The 17,182-nt window shown below is 73.0% G+C and carries 16 protein-coding genes; all 16 read right to left on the bottom strand.

Translation table 11 applies throughout. The features are described 5' to 3' along the window. Positions 1 to 5: 5 nt before the first annotated feature. A complete protein-coding gene (gene ispG, locus J5Y05_RS04700; RefSeq protein WP_210868452.1) occupies positions 6 to 1,160 on the bottom strand; it encodes a flavodoxin-dependent (E)-4-hydroxy-3-methylbut-2-enyl-diphosphate synthase in 1,155 nt (384 codons plus the stop codon). Positions 1,161 to 1,164: 4 nt separating this feature from the next. After that, positions 1,165 to 2,187 carry an adenosyl-hopene transferase HpnH gene (gene hpnH, locus J5Y05_RS04695; RefSeq protein WP_210868451.1) on the bottom strand — a complete coding sequence of 341 codons (1,023 nt, stop codon included), beginning with the start codon at positions 2,185 to 2,187 and terminating at the stop codon, positions 1,165 to 1,167. Between the two features lie 6 nt (positions 2,188 to 2,193). Next, complete coding sequence (locus tag J5Y05_RS04690) at positions 2,194 to 2,835, bottom strand: phosphorylase family protein (RefSeq protein WP_210868450.1); 642 nt, start codon at positions 2,833 to 2,835, stop codon at positions 2,194 to 2,196. Continuing rightward, positions 2,835 to 4,922 (bottom strand): squalene--hopene cyclase, encoded by a 2,088-nt coding sequence (gene shc, locus J5Y05_RS04685; protein WP_247614032.1) that lies wholly within the window; start codon positions 4,920 to 4,922, stop codon positions 2,835 to 2,837. Before shc ends, J5Y05_RS04690 begins: the two co-directional genes overlap by 1 nt. A gap of 125 nt (positions 4,923 to 5,047) precedes the next feature. Continuing rightward, positions 5,048 to 6,175, bottom strand: a complete 1,128-nt coding sequence (locus J5Y05_RS04680) for a polyprenyl synthetase family protein (protein WP_210868449.1) — start codon at positions 6,173 to 6,175, stop codon at positions 5,048 to 5,050. Next, positions 6,172 to 7,608 carry a hydroxysqualene dehydroxylase HpnE gene (hpnE, locus tag J5Y05_RS04675; protein ID WP_210868448.1) on the bottom strand — a complete coding sequence of 479 codons (1,437 nt, stop codon included), beginning with the start codon at positions 7,606 to 7,608 and terminating at the stop codon, positions 6,172 to 6,174. The genes J5Y05_RS04680 and hpnE overlap by 4 nt, the downstream gene beginning before the upstream one ends. Next, positions 7,605 to 7,742: a DUF6380 family protein gene (locus J5Y05_RS32570; protein WP_372450457.1), complete on the bottom strand. Its 138-nt coding sequence runs from the start codon at positions 7,740 to 7,742 to the stop codon at positions 7,605 to 7,607. The genes hpnE and J5Y05_RS32570 overlap by 4 nt, the downstream gene beginning before the upstream one ends. Further along, entirely contained in the window at positions 7,742 to 8,695 is a 954-nt protein-coding gene (gene hpnD / locus J5Y05_RS04670; RefSeq protein ID WP_210868447.1) for a presqualene diphosphate synthase HpnD, read from the bottom strand. The genes J5Y05_RS32570 and hpnD overlap by 1 nt, the downstream gene beginning before the upstream one ends. Then, positions 8,692 to 9,594, bottom strand: a complete 903-nt coding sequence (gene hpnC, locus J5Y05_RS04665; RefSeq protein WP_210868446.1) for a squalene synthase HpnC — start codon at positions 9,592 to 9,594, stop codon at positions 8,692 to 8,694. The genes hpnD and hpnC overlap by 4 nt, the downstream gene beginning before the upstream one ends. 362 nt (positions 9,595 to 9,956) lie before the next feature. Continuing rightward, positions 9,957 to 10,736 carry an ABC transporter ATP-binding protein gene (locus tag J5Y05_RS04660; protein WP_210868445.1) on the bottom strand — a complete coding sequence of 260 codons (780 nt, stop codon included), beginning with the start codon at positions 10,734 to 10,736 and terminating at the stop codon, positions 9,957 to 9,959. Further along, complete coding sequence (locus J5Y05_RS04655) at positions 10,729 to 11,658, bottom strand: ABC transporter permease (protein WP_210868444.1); 930 nt, start codon at positions 11,656 to 11,658, stop codon at positions 10,729 to 10,731. Before J5Y05_RS04655 ends, J5Y05_RS04660 begins: the two co-directional genes overlap by 8 nt. A gap of 100 nt (positions 11,659 to 11,758) precedes the next feature. Then, complete coding sequence (locus tag J5Y05_RS04650; RefSeq protein WP_210869703.1) at positions 11,759 to 12,631, bottom strand: glycosyltransferase family 2 protein; 873 nt, start codon at positions 12,629 to 12,631, stop codon at positions 11,759 to 11,761. Between the two features lie 17 nt (positions 12,632 to 12,648). Beyond that, positions 12,649 to 13,428 carry a CDP-alcohol phosphatidyltransferase family protein gene (locus tag J5Y05_RS04645; protein ID WP_210868443.1) on the bottom strand — a complete coding sequence of 260 codons (780 nt, stop codon included), beginning with the start codon at positions 13,426 to 13,428 and terminating at the stop codon, positions 12,649 to 12,651. Then, complete coding sequence (locus tag J5Y05_RS04640; RefSeq protein ID WP_210868442.1) at positions 13,406 to 14,467, bottom strand: iron-containing alcohol dehydrogenase family protein; 1,062 nt, start codon at positions 14,465 to 14,467, stop codon at positions 13,406 to 13,408. Before J5Y05_RS04640 ends, J5Y05_RS04645 begins: the two co-directional genes overlap by 23 nt. Further along, the gene (locus tag J5Y05_RS04635) at positions 14,455 to 15,207 is read right to left on the bottom strand and encodes a phosphocholine cytidylyltransferase family protein (RefSeq protein ID WP_210868441.1); all 753 of its coding nucleotides are present in this window, start codon (positions 15,205 to 15,207) and stop codon (positions 14,455 to 14,457) included. Before J5Y05_RS04635 ends, J5Y05_RS04640 begins: the two co-directional genes overlap by 13 nt. Next, the gene (locus J5Y05_RS04630) at positions 15,204 to 17,102 is read right to left on the bottom strand and encodes a DUF5941 domain-containing protein (protein WP_210868440.1); all 1,899 of its coding nucleotides are present in this window, start codon (positions 17,100 to 17,102) and stop codon (positions 15,204 to 15,206) included. Before J5Y05_RS04630 ends, J5Y05_RS04635 begins: the two co-directional genes overlap by 4 nt. Positions 17,103 to 17,182 lie beyond the last annotated feature (80 nt).

The following is a 17,182-nucleotide window of genomic DNA, read 5'->3' as shown; positions in this document are numbered from 1 at the left end:
GGTGTTCAGCTCACGGTGACGGCCGGCTCCCCCGACACACCGTCCTGCCCCATCTGTTCGGCGATCTTCATGGCCTCCTCGATCAGCGTCTCCACGATCTTCGACTCGGGGACGGTCTTGATGACCTCGCCCTTCACGAAGATCTGCCCCTTGCCGTTGCCCGAGGCCACACCGAGGTCGGCCTCGCGGGCCTCGCCCGGACCGTTGACGACACAGCCCATCACCGCGACCCGCAGCGGCACGTCCATCCCGGTCAGACCCGCGGTGACCTCCTCCGCCAGCTTGTACACGTCCACCTGCGCCCGCCCGCACGACGGGCACGACACGATCTCCAGCCCCCGCTGCCGCAGGTTCAGCGACTCCAGGATCTGGATGCCGACCTTGATCTCCTCCACCGGAGGCGCCGACAGCGACACCCGGATCGTGTCCCCGATCCCCCGCGAGAGCAGCGCGCCGAAGGCCACCGCCGACTTGATCGTCCCCTGGAACGCCGGGCCCGCCTCCGTCACACCCAGGTGGAGCGGGTAGTCGCACTGCTCCGCGAGCTGCCGGTACGCCTCGACCATCACGACCGGGTCGTTGTGCTTCACCGAGATCTTGATGTCCCGGAAACCGTGCTCCTCGAAGAGCGACGCCTCCCACAGCGCCGACTCCACCAGCGCCTCCGGCGTCGCCTTGCCGTACTTCCGCATCAGCCGCCGGTCCAGCGAGCCCGCGTTCACCCCGATCCGGATCGGGGTGCCGTGGTCCCGGGCCGCCTTGGAGATCTCCCGCACCTGGTCGTCGAACTTCTTGATGTTCCCCGGGTTCACCCGCACCGCCGCGCACCCCGCCTCGATCGCGGCGAACACGTACTTCGGCTGGAAATGAATGTCCGCGATCACCGGGATCTGCGACTTCCGCGCGATCACCGACAACGCGTCCGCGTCGTCCTGCGTCGGACACGCCACCCGCACGATCTGGCACCCCGACGCCGTCAACTCCGCGATCTGCTGCAACGTCGCACCGATGTCCGACGTCCGCGTCGTCGTCATCGACTGCACCGACACCGGGGCGCCGCCCCCGACGGGCACCGGCCCGACCTCGATCCGCCGCGACTCTCGCCGCGCGGCGGACGGCCGGGCCGGCACCTCGGGGATGCCCAGGTCCGTGGCGGTCATACCGTCACTCCCGGTTCCCCGAGACGGTCTCGCGCAGCGCGCGCAGGGACTCCTTGAGCGAGCCCATGGTGGCGAGGACGGCGGTGGGCTCGTAGCCGCAGTGCGCCATGCAGTTGGCGCAGCGCGGGTCCTTGCCGCGGCCGTACTTGTCCCAGTCGGTCTCCTCGACCAGCTCGCGGTAGGTCGGCACGTAGCCGTCGCTCATCAGGTAGCAGGGTCGCTGCCAGCCGAAGAGCGAGTAGTTGGGGATCGCCCAGGCCGTGCAGGGGAAGTCGACCTTGCCCTCCAGGAAGTCCAGGAAGAGCGGGGAGTGGTTGAGCCGCCAGCGGCGCCGGTTGCCGCCGGCGAACGCCTTCTTGAACAGCTCGCGGGTCTGCTCCACGCCGAGGAAGTGCTCCTGGTCGGGGGCCTTCTCGTAGGCGTACGCGGGCGAGATCATCATCTCGTCGACCTGGAGGTCGTCGTTGAGGTAGTCGAGGACCTCGACGATGGTCTGCGGGGTGTCGGTGTTGAAGAAGGTCGAGTTGGTGGTGACCCGGAAGCCGCGCCGCTTGGCCTCCTTGATCGCCGCCACCGCCTCGTCGAACACGCCCTCCTTCGCCACGGACTCGTCGTGCCGCTCGCGCAGCCCGTCGATGTGCACCGCGAAGGCGAAGTACGGGGAGGGGGTGAACTTGTCCATCTTCTTGCGCATGAGCAGGGCGTTGGTGCAGAGGAACACGTACTTGCGTTTGGCCACGAGCTGGCGGGCGATCTCGTCGATCTGGGGGTGCATCAGGGGTTCGCCGCCGGCGATGGAGACCATCGGCGCCCCGGACTCCAGGACCGCGCCGACGGCCTGGGCGACCGGCATGCGCTGCTTGAGCACGCCCGCCGGGTGCTGGATCTTCCCGCATCCCTCGCAGCTCAGGTTGCAGGCGTACAGCGGCTCCAGCTCGACGATGAGCGGAAACTTGTCCCGCCTGCGGAGCTTCTGTTCGGCCAGATACGTAGCGACCTTGATGGACTGGCGCAGCGGCATGGCCATCTGGGCTCACCTCCTGGGGAGCAGCAGGGATCGGTGCCATTCGAAGAAAGCGGGGAGTACGGATCGAAGGACTCGGAACGCCGATATTCCACCGCGCAGGGTGCCGATCCGGACCAGTTCGTGTTCCGGGGCGTCCACGACCACCCGGACGGCCGCAACCGGCCGGGCGCCCGCGCGGACCGCGCACAGCAGGGTGGCCGCGGACTCCATGTCCACGGCGATGGCACCGGTGGCGAGGAGGTCGGCGCGCTCCACACCGCGGACCACGTGGTCGGAGCCGGTGAGCGGGCCGGTGTGGACGGTGCGGCCGGGCACCGCCCGCACCAGTTCCGCGACGAGGCGCTCGGTGCCCACGCAGCCGACCGTGCCGCGCGGGTCCCGGGTCTCCTCGGCGACGACGAGGTCGCCGGGGTGCATGCCGGGGGCGAGTCCGGCGCAGAAGCCCGTGGCGAGCACGGCGGCGCCGTCCAGGGCCGGGTCGGCCAGGACCCGGGCGACGGAGCGTTCGGCGGCCCGGGGTCCCATGCCGGTGCGCAGCACGGTGACGGGCCCGCCGGCGCCGCCGCGGTCGCCGGCGCGCAGGGCGAGGTGCTCGATGCCGAGCGCGCAGGCGATCAGCAGCGGCGCCGGGGCGGGCTGGGGGGCCATCAGCCCCCCTTGACCTCGACGAGCGGCTGCCCGGTGCGGGCCGGCCCGGGGCGCGGGGTGTCGCCGGTGGGCTGCGCCGTACGGGACCGACCGGCCGGCTGCGGCCCGGCGAACGGGTCGCCGTGGACGTAGCGGCCGAGCGCGGTGAGCGGGAACACCTGCCGGTACAGGTGGTAGTTGATGGAGAAGTCCCAGGGGAAGCCGGTGCCGGTGAAGTGCGGCTCGTCCCAGGAGCCGTCCTCCCGCTGGGTGGCGGCGAGCCAGGCGATGCCCCGCTCGACCGCGCGGGACTCCCGCTCCCCCGCCGCCAGCAGGGCCATCAGGGCCCAGGCCGTCTGCGAGGCGGTCGAGGTGCCCCGCCCGCTCCACTCCCTGACGTACCGGTAGGAGCGCAGGTCCTCGCCCCAGCCGCCGTCCTCGTTCTGCACGGACTCCAGCCAGCGCACCGCGCGCCGGATCGCCGGGTGCGAGGCGGGCAGCCCGGCCGCGGTCAGCGCGGGGACGACGGAGCCGGTGCCGTAGAGGTAGTTGACGCCCCAGCGGCCGAACCAGGAGCCGTCCGGCTCCTGTTCGTCCAGCAGCCACCGGATGCCGCGCCGGGTGCGCGGGTCGTGGGCGAGGCCCTCGACGGCGAGCATCTCGACGACGTGCCCGGTGACGTCCGCGGACGGCGGGTCGACGACCTCGCCGAAGTCGCAGAAGGGCAGCCGGTTGGGCAGGGTGCTGGTGTTGTCGACGTCGAAGGCGCCCCAGGCGCCGTTCTTCGACTGCATGCCGAGGTTCCAGCGCACCCCGCGCCCGATGGCCCGCTCCAGGCGTTCCGGGTCGTGGTGGGCGACCCGGCGCAGGGCGAGGACCACCTCGGCGGTGTCGTCGATGTCGGGGTAGTTGTCGTTGTGGAACTCGAAGGCCCAGCCGCCGGGCGGCAGTCCGGGTCTGCGCACCGACCAGTCGCCGGGGCGCACGATCTGCTCGCCGAGCATCCAGTCCGCCGCCTTGACGAGCTGCGGGTGGTCGCTGGGCACCCCGGCGTCGGCCAGGGCGATGGTGGCCAGGCAGGTGTCCCACACGGGGGACTGGCACGCCTCGATCATCCGGGAGCCGTCCGCGCGCCAGACGGCGAAGCGGTCCAGCGACTCCAGCCCCGCGCGCATCACGGGGTGTTCGAGGTCGTAGCCGAGCAGGTGGAGCGCGATGACGGAGTAGACGGCGGGCGGCTGGATGCCGCCCCAGCAGCCGTCGTTCTCCTGCCGCTCGATGATCCAGCGGGCGGCGGTGTTGATCGCGGCCCGGCGCAGCGGGCGCGGGGCGACCCGGCGGTAGGCGTGCAGGGCCTTGTCGAGCCGCTGGAAGACGCCGTCCCAGCTCGCCGCGGGGGCGAGCGGCCGGGGCGGCTGGGGCTGCTCCGGGTCGGTGTGCAGCTCGTCGAGCGGGAAGGGCGCCGGGCGGACCGGGCGCTTCGCCGAGACGATGGTGAGCGGCACGATGGTCTGGCGGGCCCAGCAGCCGAAGTCGTAGATGTTCAGCGGCACCCAGCTCGGGAAGTAGATCAGCTCCGGCGGGAGTTCGGGCAGGTCGTCCCATTTCCACCAGCCGAACAGGGCCAGCCAGATCCGGGTGAAGACCCGGGAGGCGGCGATGCCGCCCTGGGCGCGGACCCAGGCGGCGGCCCTGGCCATGTGCGGTGCCTCGACCGCGTCCCCGGCCAGGCGGAGGGCGACGTACGCCTCGATGGTGGTGGAGAGTTCGCCGGGGCCGCCGTGGAAGGTGGCCCAGGTGCCGTCCGGGCGCTGCTCGCCGCGGATGAACAGGGCGGCGGCCCGCGTGGTCTCCTCGTCCGAGATGCCGAGGAACCGGCGCAGGAGCAGGTCCTCGGCGTCCATGGTGACGTTGGTCTCCAGGTCGCCCTTCCACCAGCCCTCGGCGTCCTGCCGGGAGAGCAGGAAGTCGGTGGCACGCCGGGTGGCGCGGACGGCGGCTTCTGGTACCCCGGCCGCCGCGGCGGGGATGGTGAGGGCGTCTTCGCTGGCCGCGGTTGCGGGGGGCGGCGGAGCGGCCCCGGTGCTTCCGTCGGTCGTCGCTGTCATGGCTTCCCCTTCGTGCAGTGTGCAAGCGGTGCAGTGCGTCTGCTGTACGGGTCCGCCGTCGGCCGGTGCCGTCCCTGGGGAGGCACCGGCCGGCGACTAAGCGAGGGCTATTCGGCCGATAATGATCATCTCTTTCGTACGACGACGAAGTCCGCGAGCGCCGCGAACCGGTCCCGCACCCGGTCGGGCATGTCCACGGTGTCGAGGGCTTCGATGGCGATGGTGTGCTGCCGGCGTGCCTCCTCGGCGGTCCACTCGCGGCCTCCCGCCTCCTCGATGAGGGCGGCGCGGGCCGCGAACTCCTCCTCGGAGAAGTTCTCGAAGTCGCTGCTCTTGGCGTCGGCGGCGAGGATCTCGCCGAGCCGCTCGGAGGCGGGTCCGCCCGCCGCGAGCGCCGCGACGACCGGGAGGGACTTCTTGCGCTGGCGCAGGTCGCTCCAGGTCTGCTTGCCGGTGGACTCCGGGTCGCCCCAGATGCCGAGGAGGTCGTCGACGGCCTGGAAGGCCAGGCCGAGGTGGTGGCCGTACGTCTCCAGCGTGTCGGCCGTGCGCTCGTCGGCGCCGCCCAGCACCGCGCCGATGGAGCTGGCGGAGGCGATCAGGGCGCCGGTCTTGTTGCCCTCCATCTCCAGGCACTCGGCGACGCTGACCCGGTCGCGGTGCTCGTAGGAGATGTCCTGCGCCTGACCGTCGATCAGGGCGCGGGTGGCGGCGGTGAGGCGGCGGGTGGCGCGGCCGGCCTCGACGGTGCCGAGTTCGAGCAGGACCTCGTTGGCGAGGGCGAAGAGGGCGTCGCCGACGAGGATCGCCTGGGCCGGGCCGTGCACCTTCCAGACGGTGTCGCGGTGCCGGCGCTGTTCGTCGCCGTCCATCAGGTCGTCGTGGAGCAGGGAGAAGTTGTGCACCAGTTCGACGGCGACCGCGCCGGGGACGCCGACCTCGGGGGCGGCTCCGGTGACCTCGGCGGAGAGCACGGCGAGCGCGGGGCGGACGGCCTTGCCGCCGTCGCCGTCGGCGGGGTTGCCCTGGGCGTCGATCCAGCCGAAGTGGTAGGCGGCGACGGTGTCCATGGGAGGAGCCAGTCGGTCGACGGCCGCCCGCAGGACCGGCGTGGCCAGGGTCCGGCCGCGCTCCAGGAGCGCGGTCACGTCCACCGCGTCGGCAGCCTTCGAGGCCGGGGGCACAGTGGGCACAGTCTCTCCTCCAGTTGCGGTACCGGGAGTGCGGGCGCTCCCCCGCGGGTCGGTCCTCATGCGGCCTCCTCGAAGAAGTCGGGGAGGAGACCGCGGGACCGGCCGAGGGCGTCGAGGGCGGCTCCCGCCGCGCCGACGCCACTGCGGACCGCACTCTCCATGGTCGCGGGCCACCCGGTGGCGGTCCACGCTCCGGCCAGGTACAGGCCGGGTGCCTTGGTACGGGCGCCGGGCCTGAGCCGTCCGACGCCGGGGGCCGGGACGAAGGTCGCCGTGCGCTCCCTGGTCACGAAGAAGTCCTTCACCCCGGCGCCCCGGGCGCGGGGCAGCAGCCGCTCCAGCTCGGGCAGGTAGCGCTCGCGCAGGGTGGCCACGGGCGTGTCGATCTCGTCCTGCGCCGTCGACTGCGACACGGCGAGGTACTGGCCCTCCTTGACCCCGGCGGCCTCGGTGCGGTCGAACACCCACTGCAACGGGGTGCCGAGGGCGGTGAGGAAGGGGGCGTTGAGCACGGTCCGGTCGTAGATCACGTGGACGTTGAGGATGGGGGCGGTGCCGATCTCCAGCAGCCGTCCGGGCCGGTCGAGGGCGCCGTCGGGCAGCAGCGCGTGTGCCTCGCGCTGGGGTACGGCGAGGACGACGGCGTCCGCGGCCAGGGTCTCGCCGGGGACGTGGACGCTCCAGCCGCCGCCGGGTTCGGCGCGGACGGAGCCGACGCGGGCCCGGACCTCGGTGCGGACGCCGGCCGCGGTGAGCGCCTGGCGGGCGAGCCGGTCGTGGAGTTCGCCCAGCGGGACGCGGGCCCAGCCGATGTCGGCGGCGCCGGGGTCGGAGAGCAGCCCGGTCTTGAAGACCATCGCGGCGAGCGCCAGGGAGGCGTCGGCCGCGACGGCGTTGAGGGTGGCGACGCCGACCAGGTCCCAGAGGGCCTCGACGGTGCGCGCGGACTGACCGTGCGCGGTCAACCAGGTGGCGAAGTCCTGGGTGTCCAGGGCCGGATCGCCGAGGTCGAGCCGCTTGAGGGCGAGCGCCGCCCGGCCGACGGAGGCGCGCTCGGCGAGCGAGAGGTGCGGGTAGGCGGCGAGGCTGCGGCCCAGGTGGAGCGGGACGGGCAGGGCGTCGCGCCGCAGCCGGCCGAGCCGCCGTCCCTCGGGGCGGTCCAGGTCGACGACGGGCACGTCGAGCCGGTCCTGCACGGGGGCGAGGTGGGCGCCGCCGATCCGGTCGAGGAACCAGCGGTAGGCGGTGCAGCAGCGCAGGTAGACGTGCTGGCCGTTGTCGACGGTGAGGTCGCCGCGCTGGAAGGAGCAGGCGAGTCCGCCCAGGCGGGGGCGGCTCTCCAGCAGGGTGACGCGTACCCCGGCGTCGGCGAGCGCGAGCGCGGCGGTGACGCCGGCGAGCCCGCCGCCGACCACGACGGCGTGCCGGCCGGGGCGGACGCCGGCGGCGTCCGTGCGCGGGCCGTCGTCCTGCGTGCCGTTGCCGTGGGTCATCGTGCACCCTCCCGTGCGCCGTGGCCGTGGTGCTTGAACGGAGTACGGACGACCGTCTCAGTCTGGGACGCGGTCCGCCACCCGGGGGTTGCCCGCCGTGGCACCCGGGTGGTGGCGCGGGGCGCGGTCGGCATCAGGGCCGCCTCCTGACGGTGCGGCGGACGACGTGGCGGGTGTCCAGTCCGGACAGTCCGCGGACCGCGACGTACGCCTTCTCCCGGCCGGGCAGCGAGACCCGGCCGCGCAGCACGGCGTACGGGTCGCGCTCGATGCGGTCCAGCAGGCGCCGGTAGATGCCGGCCATGGCGGCGACGCAGGCGCCGCTGCGCCGGTCGAGCAGGGGAAGCAGCCGGTAGCCCTCGGCGAAAAGAGCGCGGGCCCGACGCACTTCGTAGTGCACGAGGCCCGCGAAGTCGGAGCCGTCCGGTGGTGTGGGCCCACCGCCGAAACCGGCCGCGCAGCCGAATTTGGCGAGGTCGTCGGAGGGCAGGTAGGTGCGTCCGCCCTCGGCGTCCTCGCGCACGTCGCGCAGGATGTTGGTGAGCTGGAGGGCGAGGCCCAGCGTGTCGGCGTACTCGGGGGCGCGTTCGGCGCCGGGGGCGCCGGGTGCGGTGCCGAACACGCCGAGGGAGAGGCGGCCGATGGCGCCGGCGACGCAGCGGCAGTACGCCTTGAGGTCGTCCCAGGTCTCGTAGGTCTCGCCGCGGACGTCCATCTGCACGCCGTCGATGAGTTCGTCGAGGCCGCCGAGGGGGATGGGGAAGCGCCGGGCGGCGTCGGCGAGGGCGACGGCCACCGGGTCGGTGTCGTCCTCCTCGACGTGGCCCTCGCGGACCCGGGCGAGCAGCGTCCGGGTGTCCTCCAGCCGGGCGACCTTGACATCGTCGGCGAGGGTGCCGTCGCCGATGTCGTCGACCCGCCGCGAGAGCGCGTACAGGGCCGACATGGCCCGGCGCTTCGGCGTCGGCAGCAGTCTGATGCCGTAGGCGAAGTTCCTGGCCTGCTGGCCGGTGACGGTCTCGCAGTAGCTGTAGGCGGCGAGTACCGGCGCGGTGGCGGGTGCTGACGACTCCACGGTCCGGATCACCCCTCTCCTCGCAGGATCACGCCCGCCTCGCGCAGCAACTGGACCTTGCCGGGCTTGGGCGGGCCGGGAAGCACGTCGTGGTCGGCGGCGGTGATCGCCCGGACGGCCGCGCGTCCGCCGGCCACGAAGCCGGCGAGCAGCAGGCGCAGCCGGCCCCGGACGCCGGCCACCAGGGCGGTGCCCTCGTCCAGCAGGTCGCTCGCGCGCTGTGCCTCGAAGGCGATCAGGGCGCGGACCGAGGCGTTGGCGGTGGGTGCGGCGAGGTCGTCCTCCTGGACGTGGAAGCGCTTCATGTCCTCTGCGGGAAGGTAGACGCGGTCGCGCCCCAGGTCCTCGGCGACGTCCTGGAGGTGCTCGACGATCTGGAGCGCGGTGCACACGGCGTCGGAGCGGCGGACTCGTTCGGGCGTCGAGGTGCCGGTGACGGCGAGGACGAGGCGGCCGACCGGGTTGGCGGACAGCTCGCAGTAGGCGAGCAGGTCGTCGTAGGTCTCGTACCGCTTGACGAGCTGGTCCTGGCGGTTGGCGGCGATCAGGCCGAGGAAGGGCCCGGGGGTGAGCGCGTGGCGGCGCACGGTGGGCTGGAGGCGGCGCAGCAGGGGGTGGTGCGGGGTGGCGTCGAAGACCCGGCGCAGGTCGGCCTCGAAGGCGTCGAGCAGGGCGAGGCGGTCCTCGGCGCGGTCGGGGGCGACGCCGAGGAGGCGGGCGTCGGCGCCGCCGGGGGCGAGGTCGCCGTCGCCGATGTCGTCGACGAGACGGGCGAAGCCGTAGACGGCCATCAGGTCGGTGCGCCAGGCGCGGGGCAGGAAGAAGGGGGCCACGGGGAAGTTCTCTCCCGCGGCCTTGTCGAGGGTGCCACGCTCCGGATCGACGGCCCGTGCCGTCCTGGCCGCCGTCATCGCCGGCTGCCCGGGACGACGGGGACGGCGCACGCTTCGCGGAGGTGGGGAGTTTCCGTAGCCATTGCCGTCACATCTCCCGTTCTACACTGCCTACCCAATACACACTATTTCGGACACGCCGCCCGACTGCCCGCACAGCGGGCCCGGTCGGGGGTACCGGGCGTTATCGCCCCATGTGCCGCGTTTGGGGACCGGTCCAGCTTACGGTGTGCGGCCCGCGGGGGGCCGCCGGGGTGCGCCGCACCCCACCACAACACACCGTTCGGCCCCAAGATTCCCCGGTACGCGAGGAGTTGACGCTTCCTTTGCAGACGAGCGGCCCCGCCGGTGCCGGCCGGCGGGGCCCTGGAGTCGTCAGACTACTTGCCCGTGAACTTCTCGTACTCCTTGAGCACCTCGTCCGTGGGGCCGTCCATGCGCAGTTCACCGCGCTCCAGCCACAGGACGCGGTTGCAGGTGTCGCGGATGGACTTGTTGTTGTGGCTCACCAGGAAGACGGTGCCGGCCTCCTCGCGCAGTTCGCGGATGCGCCGCTCCGAGCGCGTCTGGAACTTGCGGTCGCCGGTGGCGAGCGCCTCGTCGATCATGAGGACGTCGTGGTCCTTCGCGGCGGCGATGGAGAACCGCAGCCGGGCCGCCATGCCGGAGGAGTACGTGCGCATCGGCAGGGTGATGAAGTCGCCCTTCTCGTTGATGCCCGAGAAGTCGACGATGCCCTGGTAGCGCTCCTTGATCTGCTCGCGGGACATGCCCATGGCGAGTCCGCCGAGGATGACGTTGCGCTCGCCGGTGAGGTCGTTCATCAGCGCCGCGTTCACGCCGAGCAGGGAGGGCTGGCCGTCGGTGTAGACCCGGCCCTTCTCGGCCGGCAGCAGGCCGGCGATGGCCCGCAGCAGCGTCGACTTGCCGGACCCGTTGGAGCCGATCAGGCCGATCGCCTCGCCCCGGTAGGCGATGAAGGAGACGCCCCGCACGGCGTGCACCTTGCGCACGCCCCGCTCCTCGCCCCGCTTGAGGATGCGGCTGAGCGCGGCGGTCGCGCTGCCCTTGCCGGTCTTGGCGCCGTTGACGCGGTAGACGATGTGCACGCCGTCCGCGATGACGGTCGGCACCCGCTCGCCCTGCTGCTGCTCAGCCACGGCCGTACCTCTCCTCAGCCTTCCAGAAGTACACGAAGCCGCCCACGGCGACGAGCACGGCCCAGCCGAGCGCCAGCGCCCAGACGTGCGGCGGCAGGTTGCCGCCGCCGTACCCGTCGATCAGCGCGAAGCGCATCAGGTCCATGTAGACCGCCGCCGGGTTCCACTGGAGGACGTCGGAGATCCACCCCGGCCGGTCCTCCAGCATGATCGGGATGGAGAACATCACGCCGGACGCGTACATCCAGGTCCGCATGATGAACGGCATGAGCTGTGCCAGGTCCGGCGTCTTCGCGCCCATCCGCGCCACGATCAGCGCGAGACCGGTGTTGAAGAGGAACTGGAGGGCCAGGATCGGGATGATCAGCAGCCAGGACGGCGAGGGGTAGCTGCCGAAGGCGATGGCCACCGCGAACAGCACGATCATCGAGAACAGCAGTTGCTGGAGCTGCTGGAGGGAGAACGAGATCGGCAGCGAGGCGCGCGGGAAGTGCAGGGCCCGTACCAGCCCGAGGTTGCCGGAGATGGCCCGCACGCCCGCCATGGCGGAGGACTGGGTGAAGGTGAAGACGAAGATGCCGGTCACCAGGAACGGGATGTAGACGCTCCGGCCCATGCCCCGGTCCGCCTTGAGGATCAGGCCGAAGATGAGGTAGTAGACGAGCGCGTTCAGCAGCGGGGTGGCCACCTGCCAGAGCTGGCCCAGCTTGGCCTGGCTGTACTGGGCGGTCAGCTTCGCCTGGCTGAAGGCGAGGATGAAGTGCCGCCGTCCCCAGAGCTGACGGACGTACCCGACGAGGGACGGCCTGGCTCCGCTCACGGACAGTCCGTACGTGGCGGCGAGCCGTGCCGCCGTGAGGCCCTCGTCGGGCGACACGGGCGTGGTCACCGCGACCGTGCCGTCGTGCGTTGTCTCACTCACTAGTGGAAACTCTCGTCTTCGTCGATGCGGGGGCCGGGGAGGGGCACGGCGGAAGCCGGCGGACCCGGGACGGGCCCGGACGCCCTCGGGTACGAGCTTGTCAGATCACGGGGGGCCGGCCCAGCCGGGTCAGCCGCCACACCGTACGCCACCTCATCGGCCGACGCGGGCCGCAGGGGGCGGTCCAGCCCTCGCGGAAGCCGCCGAACCACGCCTTGAGCGCCGGGCGGGAGGGACGCCGTACGAGCGTGAGCAGCAGCCACACCCCGAGGTAGACCGGGATGAGCGGCAGGGGCAGGTTGCGGCGGGCCAGCCACACCCGGTTGCGGGCCACCATGCGGTGGTACACCGCGTGCCGCGAGGGCGCGGTCGTGGGGTGGTACAGCACCATGTCCGACCGGTAGTCGATCATCCAGCCGGCGTCGAGGGCCCGCCAGGCGAGGTCGGTCTCCTCGTGCGCGTAGAAGAAGGCGTCCGGCAGGCCGCCGACCTCCGCGAGGACCCGGGTGCGCACCGCGTTGGCGCCGCCGAGGAACGTGGTCACCCGCGAGGAGCGCATCGGGTCGGAGGCGCGCAGCCGCGGCACGTGCCGGCGCTGGGTCTCGCCGGTCTCCGGGTCGGCGATGCGGAAGCTGATGATGCCCAGCTCCGGGTCCTCGGCGAACGCCCGGCGGCACAGGTCGGCCGTGTCGGTGCGGGCGAGCAGGCCGTCGTCGTCGAGGAAGAGCAGGATGTCGGCCTCGGTGCCGCCGGGGCCGAACGCCTCGATGCCGACGTTGCGCCCCCCGGGGATGCCCAGGTTCTCGGGCAGCTCGACGGTGCGCACGCCGGCCGGCACCTCCGGGACGGGCGAGCCGTTGCCGACCACCACCACCTCGATGTGGCCGCCGTCCTGCTTGGCGACCGAGTCGAGCAGGGCGCGCAGTTCCTCGGGGCGGTTGCCCATGGTGATGATCACCGCCCCGACCGTCAGGGACTCCGCCACGCCGGTCACCGCAGCCTGCTCGACGCCAGTACGGACACCAGGTGCAGCAGGGTCTGCACCACCGCGATGCCGGCGAGGACGGCGGTGCCGAGGCGGGTGAAGAACAGGTCGCCGCGGCTCGCGTCCACGACCGCGAGGAGCAGGATCAGCAGGGACGCCTCGATGCCGAGGATCAGCCGGTGGAAGCGGAGCGCGGCGGCGGCCCTGCGGGCCAGCGCCATCCCGGAGGACCGCGGCACGGAGGCGGCCTCCTGCACCGGGGCGAGCCCCGCCTGGTGCCGGGCGACGCCGACCAGGTCCGTCTCCGCCTTGATCAGGATCGCCCCGAGCGCGGCCAGGGTCCCGAGGAAGGCCCACAGCCAGTCGATCCGCCCGCCGCCCCAGAGGTCGGCGGCGCGCAGGCCGAGCCCGACCAGGACCGCGGCGTCGGTCAGGTAGGCGCCGACCCGGTCCAGGTAGACGCCGCCGAGCGAGTACTGCTTCTTCCAGCGCGCGACCTCGCCGTCGACGCAGTCCAGCAGCAGGTAGAGCTGGACGGCCACGACACCGAGCACGGCGCCCGGGATGCCCGGCACCAGCAGCGCCGGGCACGCCAGCACGCCGCAGACGGTCATCAGGTACGTGAGCTGGTTGGGCGTGACCCGGGTGTTCACCAGGTAGCGGTCGATCCGCAGCGAGACCTCGCGCATGTAGAGGCGCCCCGCCCAGTGCTCACCGCTGCGCCGGTCCTTGATCCCCGGGGGATGGACGACCGGGCGTAGTTCAGCTACCGATGGCCTTGACATAGTCCGCGTACAGGTCCTTGATCTGGTCGGTCTTGAGGTCGAGGTGTTCGAGGATCGTGTAGCGGCCGGGCCGGGTCTGCGGGGCGAACTCGACGGCCCGGACGAACTCCTCCGTGCTGAAGCCGATGTCCTGCGGCAGCACCGGGAGCCCGTGGCGGCGCAGCACGGTGGCCATGTACGCCGACTCCTCGTGGGCTCCGCGCAGGTACATGGCGAAGGCCGCCCCCAGTCCGCACTGTTCGCCGTGGGCCGCCGCGCGCTGCGGGAAGAGCAGGTCGAAGGCGTGGTTGATCTCGTGGCAGGCGCCGGAGGCGGGCCGGGAGTCCCCGGAGACCGACATGGCGATGCCGGTGAGCACCAGGCCCTCGGCGAGCACCTGGAGGAAGTCGTTGTCCTCGACGGTGCCGGGGTGGCGGAGGACCGCCTCGCCGGCCTGGCGGGCCATCGCGGCGGCGAGGCCGTCGATGCGCTCGCCCTTGACCCGGTTGGCCAGTTCCCAGTCGGCGATGGCGGAGATGTTGGAGACGGCGTCGCCGATGCCGGCCCGGACGTAGCGCACCGGGGCCTGGCGGATGACGTCCAGGTCGATGACGACCGCGATCGGGTTGGGCACGCCGTAGGAGCCACGGCCCGCGTCGTTGTCCAGGGTGGCGACCGGCGAGCAGAGCCCGTCGTGCGCCAGGTTGGTCGGCACGGCGACCAGCGGCAGCCCGACCCGGGCGGCGGCGAACTTGGCACAGTCGATGATCTTGCCGCCGCCGAGGCCGACGACCGCGTCGTAGTGACCGCGCTTCATGTCGCCGGCCAGCCGGATCGCGTCGTCCAGGGTGCCGCCGCCGACCTCGAACCAGTCGGCGCCGGGCAGGGACGGGGCGACCCGCTCGCGCAGCCGAGCCCCGGAGCCGCCGCTGACGGCGACGGCGAGCTTGCCCGAGTGGGAGATCCGCTCGTCGGCGAGGACGCAGCCCAGGTCGTCGATGGCACCCGCGCGGATGTCCACGACGACCGGCGAGGGGATGAGCCGGGTCAGTACAGGCACGCGATCTCCCTGCCCTTGGCGAGGTCGTCGTGGTTGTCGATCTCGACCCACTTGATGTCGCCGATGGGGGCCACGTCGATGGTGAAGCCGCGGTCGACCAGCTCCTGGTAGCCGTCCTCGTAGTAGAGCTGCGGGTCGCGCTCGAAGGTGGTCTTCAGCGCGTCGGCCAGGTCGGCCGCGGCCTCGCCCTCGATGAGGGTGACGCCGATGTACTCGCCGCTCGCCTCGGCCGGGTCCATCAGCTTGGTGATCCGCCGGACGCCCTTGCCGGGCTCGACGACGACCTTCATCTCCTCGTCGGCCAGGGACTTCACGGTGTCCAGCGCGAGGATGATCTTCTTGCCGTCACCGCGGGCGGCCAGCAGCGTCTTCTCGACGGAGACCGGGTGGACGGTGTCGCCGTTGGCGAGGATCACGCCGTCCTTGAGGGCGTCGCGGCCGCACCACAGGGAGTAGGCGTTGTTCCACTCCTCGGCCTTGTCGTTGTCGATCAGCGTGATCTTGAGGCCGTACTTGCGCTCCAGGGCCTCCCGGCGCTCGTAGACGGCCTCCTTGCGGTAGCCGACGATGATCCCGACCTCGGTGAGCCCGACCTCGGCGAAGTTGCCCAGGGTCAGGTCGAGGACGGTGATGCCCTCCTCGTCGCCCGCGGGGCCGACCGGCACCAGTGCCTTGGGCAGGGTGTCGGTGTAGGGGCGCAGACGCCGGCCGGCGCCGGCCGCCAGCACAAGGCCGATCATGCGGGTTCTCCTTCGTCGTGTACGGCGGGTGCGCCGGCCCGGTGGGCGGCGACCCAGAAGCGGATGCTCTCGGCGAGCACCACGAGGGCGACGGCCACGGCGAGGACCGTGAGCGCGTCCGTGAACTGGGAGGCGGTGAGCAGCGCGGCGAGCGCGGTGATCAGCAGCGTGCGGCCCTCGTGCCCCCCGATCGCCCGCACCAGCCAGTGCGGCGGCGCACCCGCGTTGCCGCGGATGCGGTAGACCGTGTCGTAGTGATGGTAGGCGACCGCCGCGACCAGCCCGAATGCCGCCGGCAGCGCTCCGGGCACGTCCGCGCGGACGGCCAGGGCGAGGACGGTGCCGTACTCGGCGGCGCGGAAGAAGGGGGGGACGAGCCAGTCGAGGGAGCCCTTGAGGGGGCGGGCGACGGCGAGTCCGGAGGCCGCGGTGTACAGGAGCGCGGCGAGCAGCGGCCAGGGGCCGCCGAAGCCGGTGAGCGCGGCGGTGGCGACCACGGCCGCGGCGCCGAGCAGCGCGGCGGCGGGGGCGGTGAATCCGGGCAGCCGGCGGGCGCGCTCCCGCAGCGGCCGGGCGACGGCGCCGGCGAGCGGGCCGGAGTCCGCGAGGTCGGCCAGCGCGGTCGCCGCGCGGTCGGTGCGGGTGGCCTTGCGGGTCAGCGAGCGCAGGACGCGGCCGGCGGTGGTGTACGTGGCGGCGAAGGCGCAGCCGACGAGCAGCACGACGAGGGTGATCCGGGGGGTGGTGACCGCGGTGAGGACCGCGATCATGGCCCAGCGTTCGCCGATGGGCAGGACGATCATGCGGCGCACCCAGACCGTCCAGCCGACGCTGTCGAGCCGGCCGGAGAGGGCGGCGGTGGGGCTGGTGTTGCCGGTGGCGTCGTGGTTGGCCTCGTTGAAGGAGAAGTCCACGACGTGCCGGCAGGTCTGCAGGACCATCGCGCCGAGGGCGAGCGCCCAGACGTCGTCGCCGCCCCGGGCCGCGCCGAGGGCGAGGCCCGCGTAGTAGGCGTACTCCTTGGCGCGGTCGAAGGTGGCGTCCAGCCAGGCGCCGAGGGTGGAGTACTGGAGGGAGTAGCGGGCGAGCTGCCCGTCGGTGCAGTCCAGGACGAAGGAGGCGATCAGCAGGACGCCGGCGGCGACGAAACCGCCCCGGGTCCCGGTGGCCGCGCAGCCCGCCGCTATCAGCGCGGTGACGAGGGAGGCGGTGGTGACCTGGTTGGGGGTCAGCCCCCGGTGGGCGCACCAGCGGGCGAGGTAGCGGGAGTACGGGCTGATGCAGAAGGTGGTGAAGAAGCCGTCGCGGGCCTTGACCGCGGACTTGAGGCGGACGGCCTCGTCGTCGACGCCGGCCACCGCCTGCCGGGCCTCGTTGCGGGACTGCGGGTCGGCGGGGACGGCGGCGACGAGGCTGCCGAGGTCGGGCCGGTACACCTCGGCGCCGTCGGCGTCCAGGGCGGTGGCGATGCGGTCGGCGAGCCCCTCGGCTCCGGCTCCCGCTCCGTCGCCGGCGCCCTGGCCGGCCGGGGCGGGGGCGGCCGGGGTGGCCGGCGAGACGGGCGTGGCGGGGGTGGCCGGGGCCGCGCCGCAGGCGGAGTTCTCGCGGGCCATGGCGCGGGTGAGGTCCTGGCGGGCCTCGGGGCGCGCGGTGACGGCACCGGGGATCGCGGCGAGCGGGAAGCGGGGGTCGGTCAGGCCGAGGCGCAGGGCGTGCGGGTGGCCGACGAAGCGGGCGTCGACCACGGCGACGCGGTCACCGGCCGGCACCCGGGCCAGCAGGGTCTCGGCGCCGGCGGTGTCGGGGGCGGAGCGCACGTCGAAGCCGAGGGACCGCAGTTCGCTCTCGATCGACGAACCGGGCACCGGCTGACCGGTGAGGATGGCGGTCGGCAACCGAACTCACTCCCTGGGTACCGGCGGGGCCGGGCCTGTGCATGGTGGGCGCCCGTGCCGGGGGCACCCGGGCGACATGT

This window comes from Streptomyces tagetis, assembly GCF_018069565.1.
Classification (GTDB): domain Bacteria; phylum Actinomycetota; class Actinomycetes; order Streptomycetales; family Streptomycetaceae; genus Streptomyces; species Streptomyces tagetis.
Note: the sequence above shows the minus strand (reverse complement) of the source record. Positions and strands in the feature narration are given on the sequence as shown.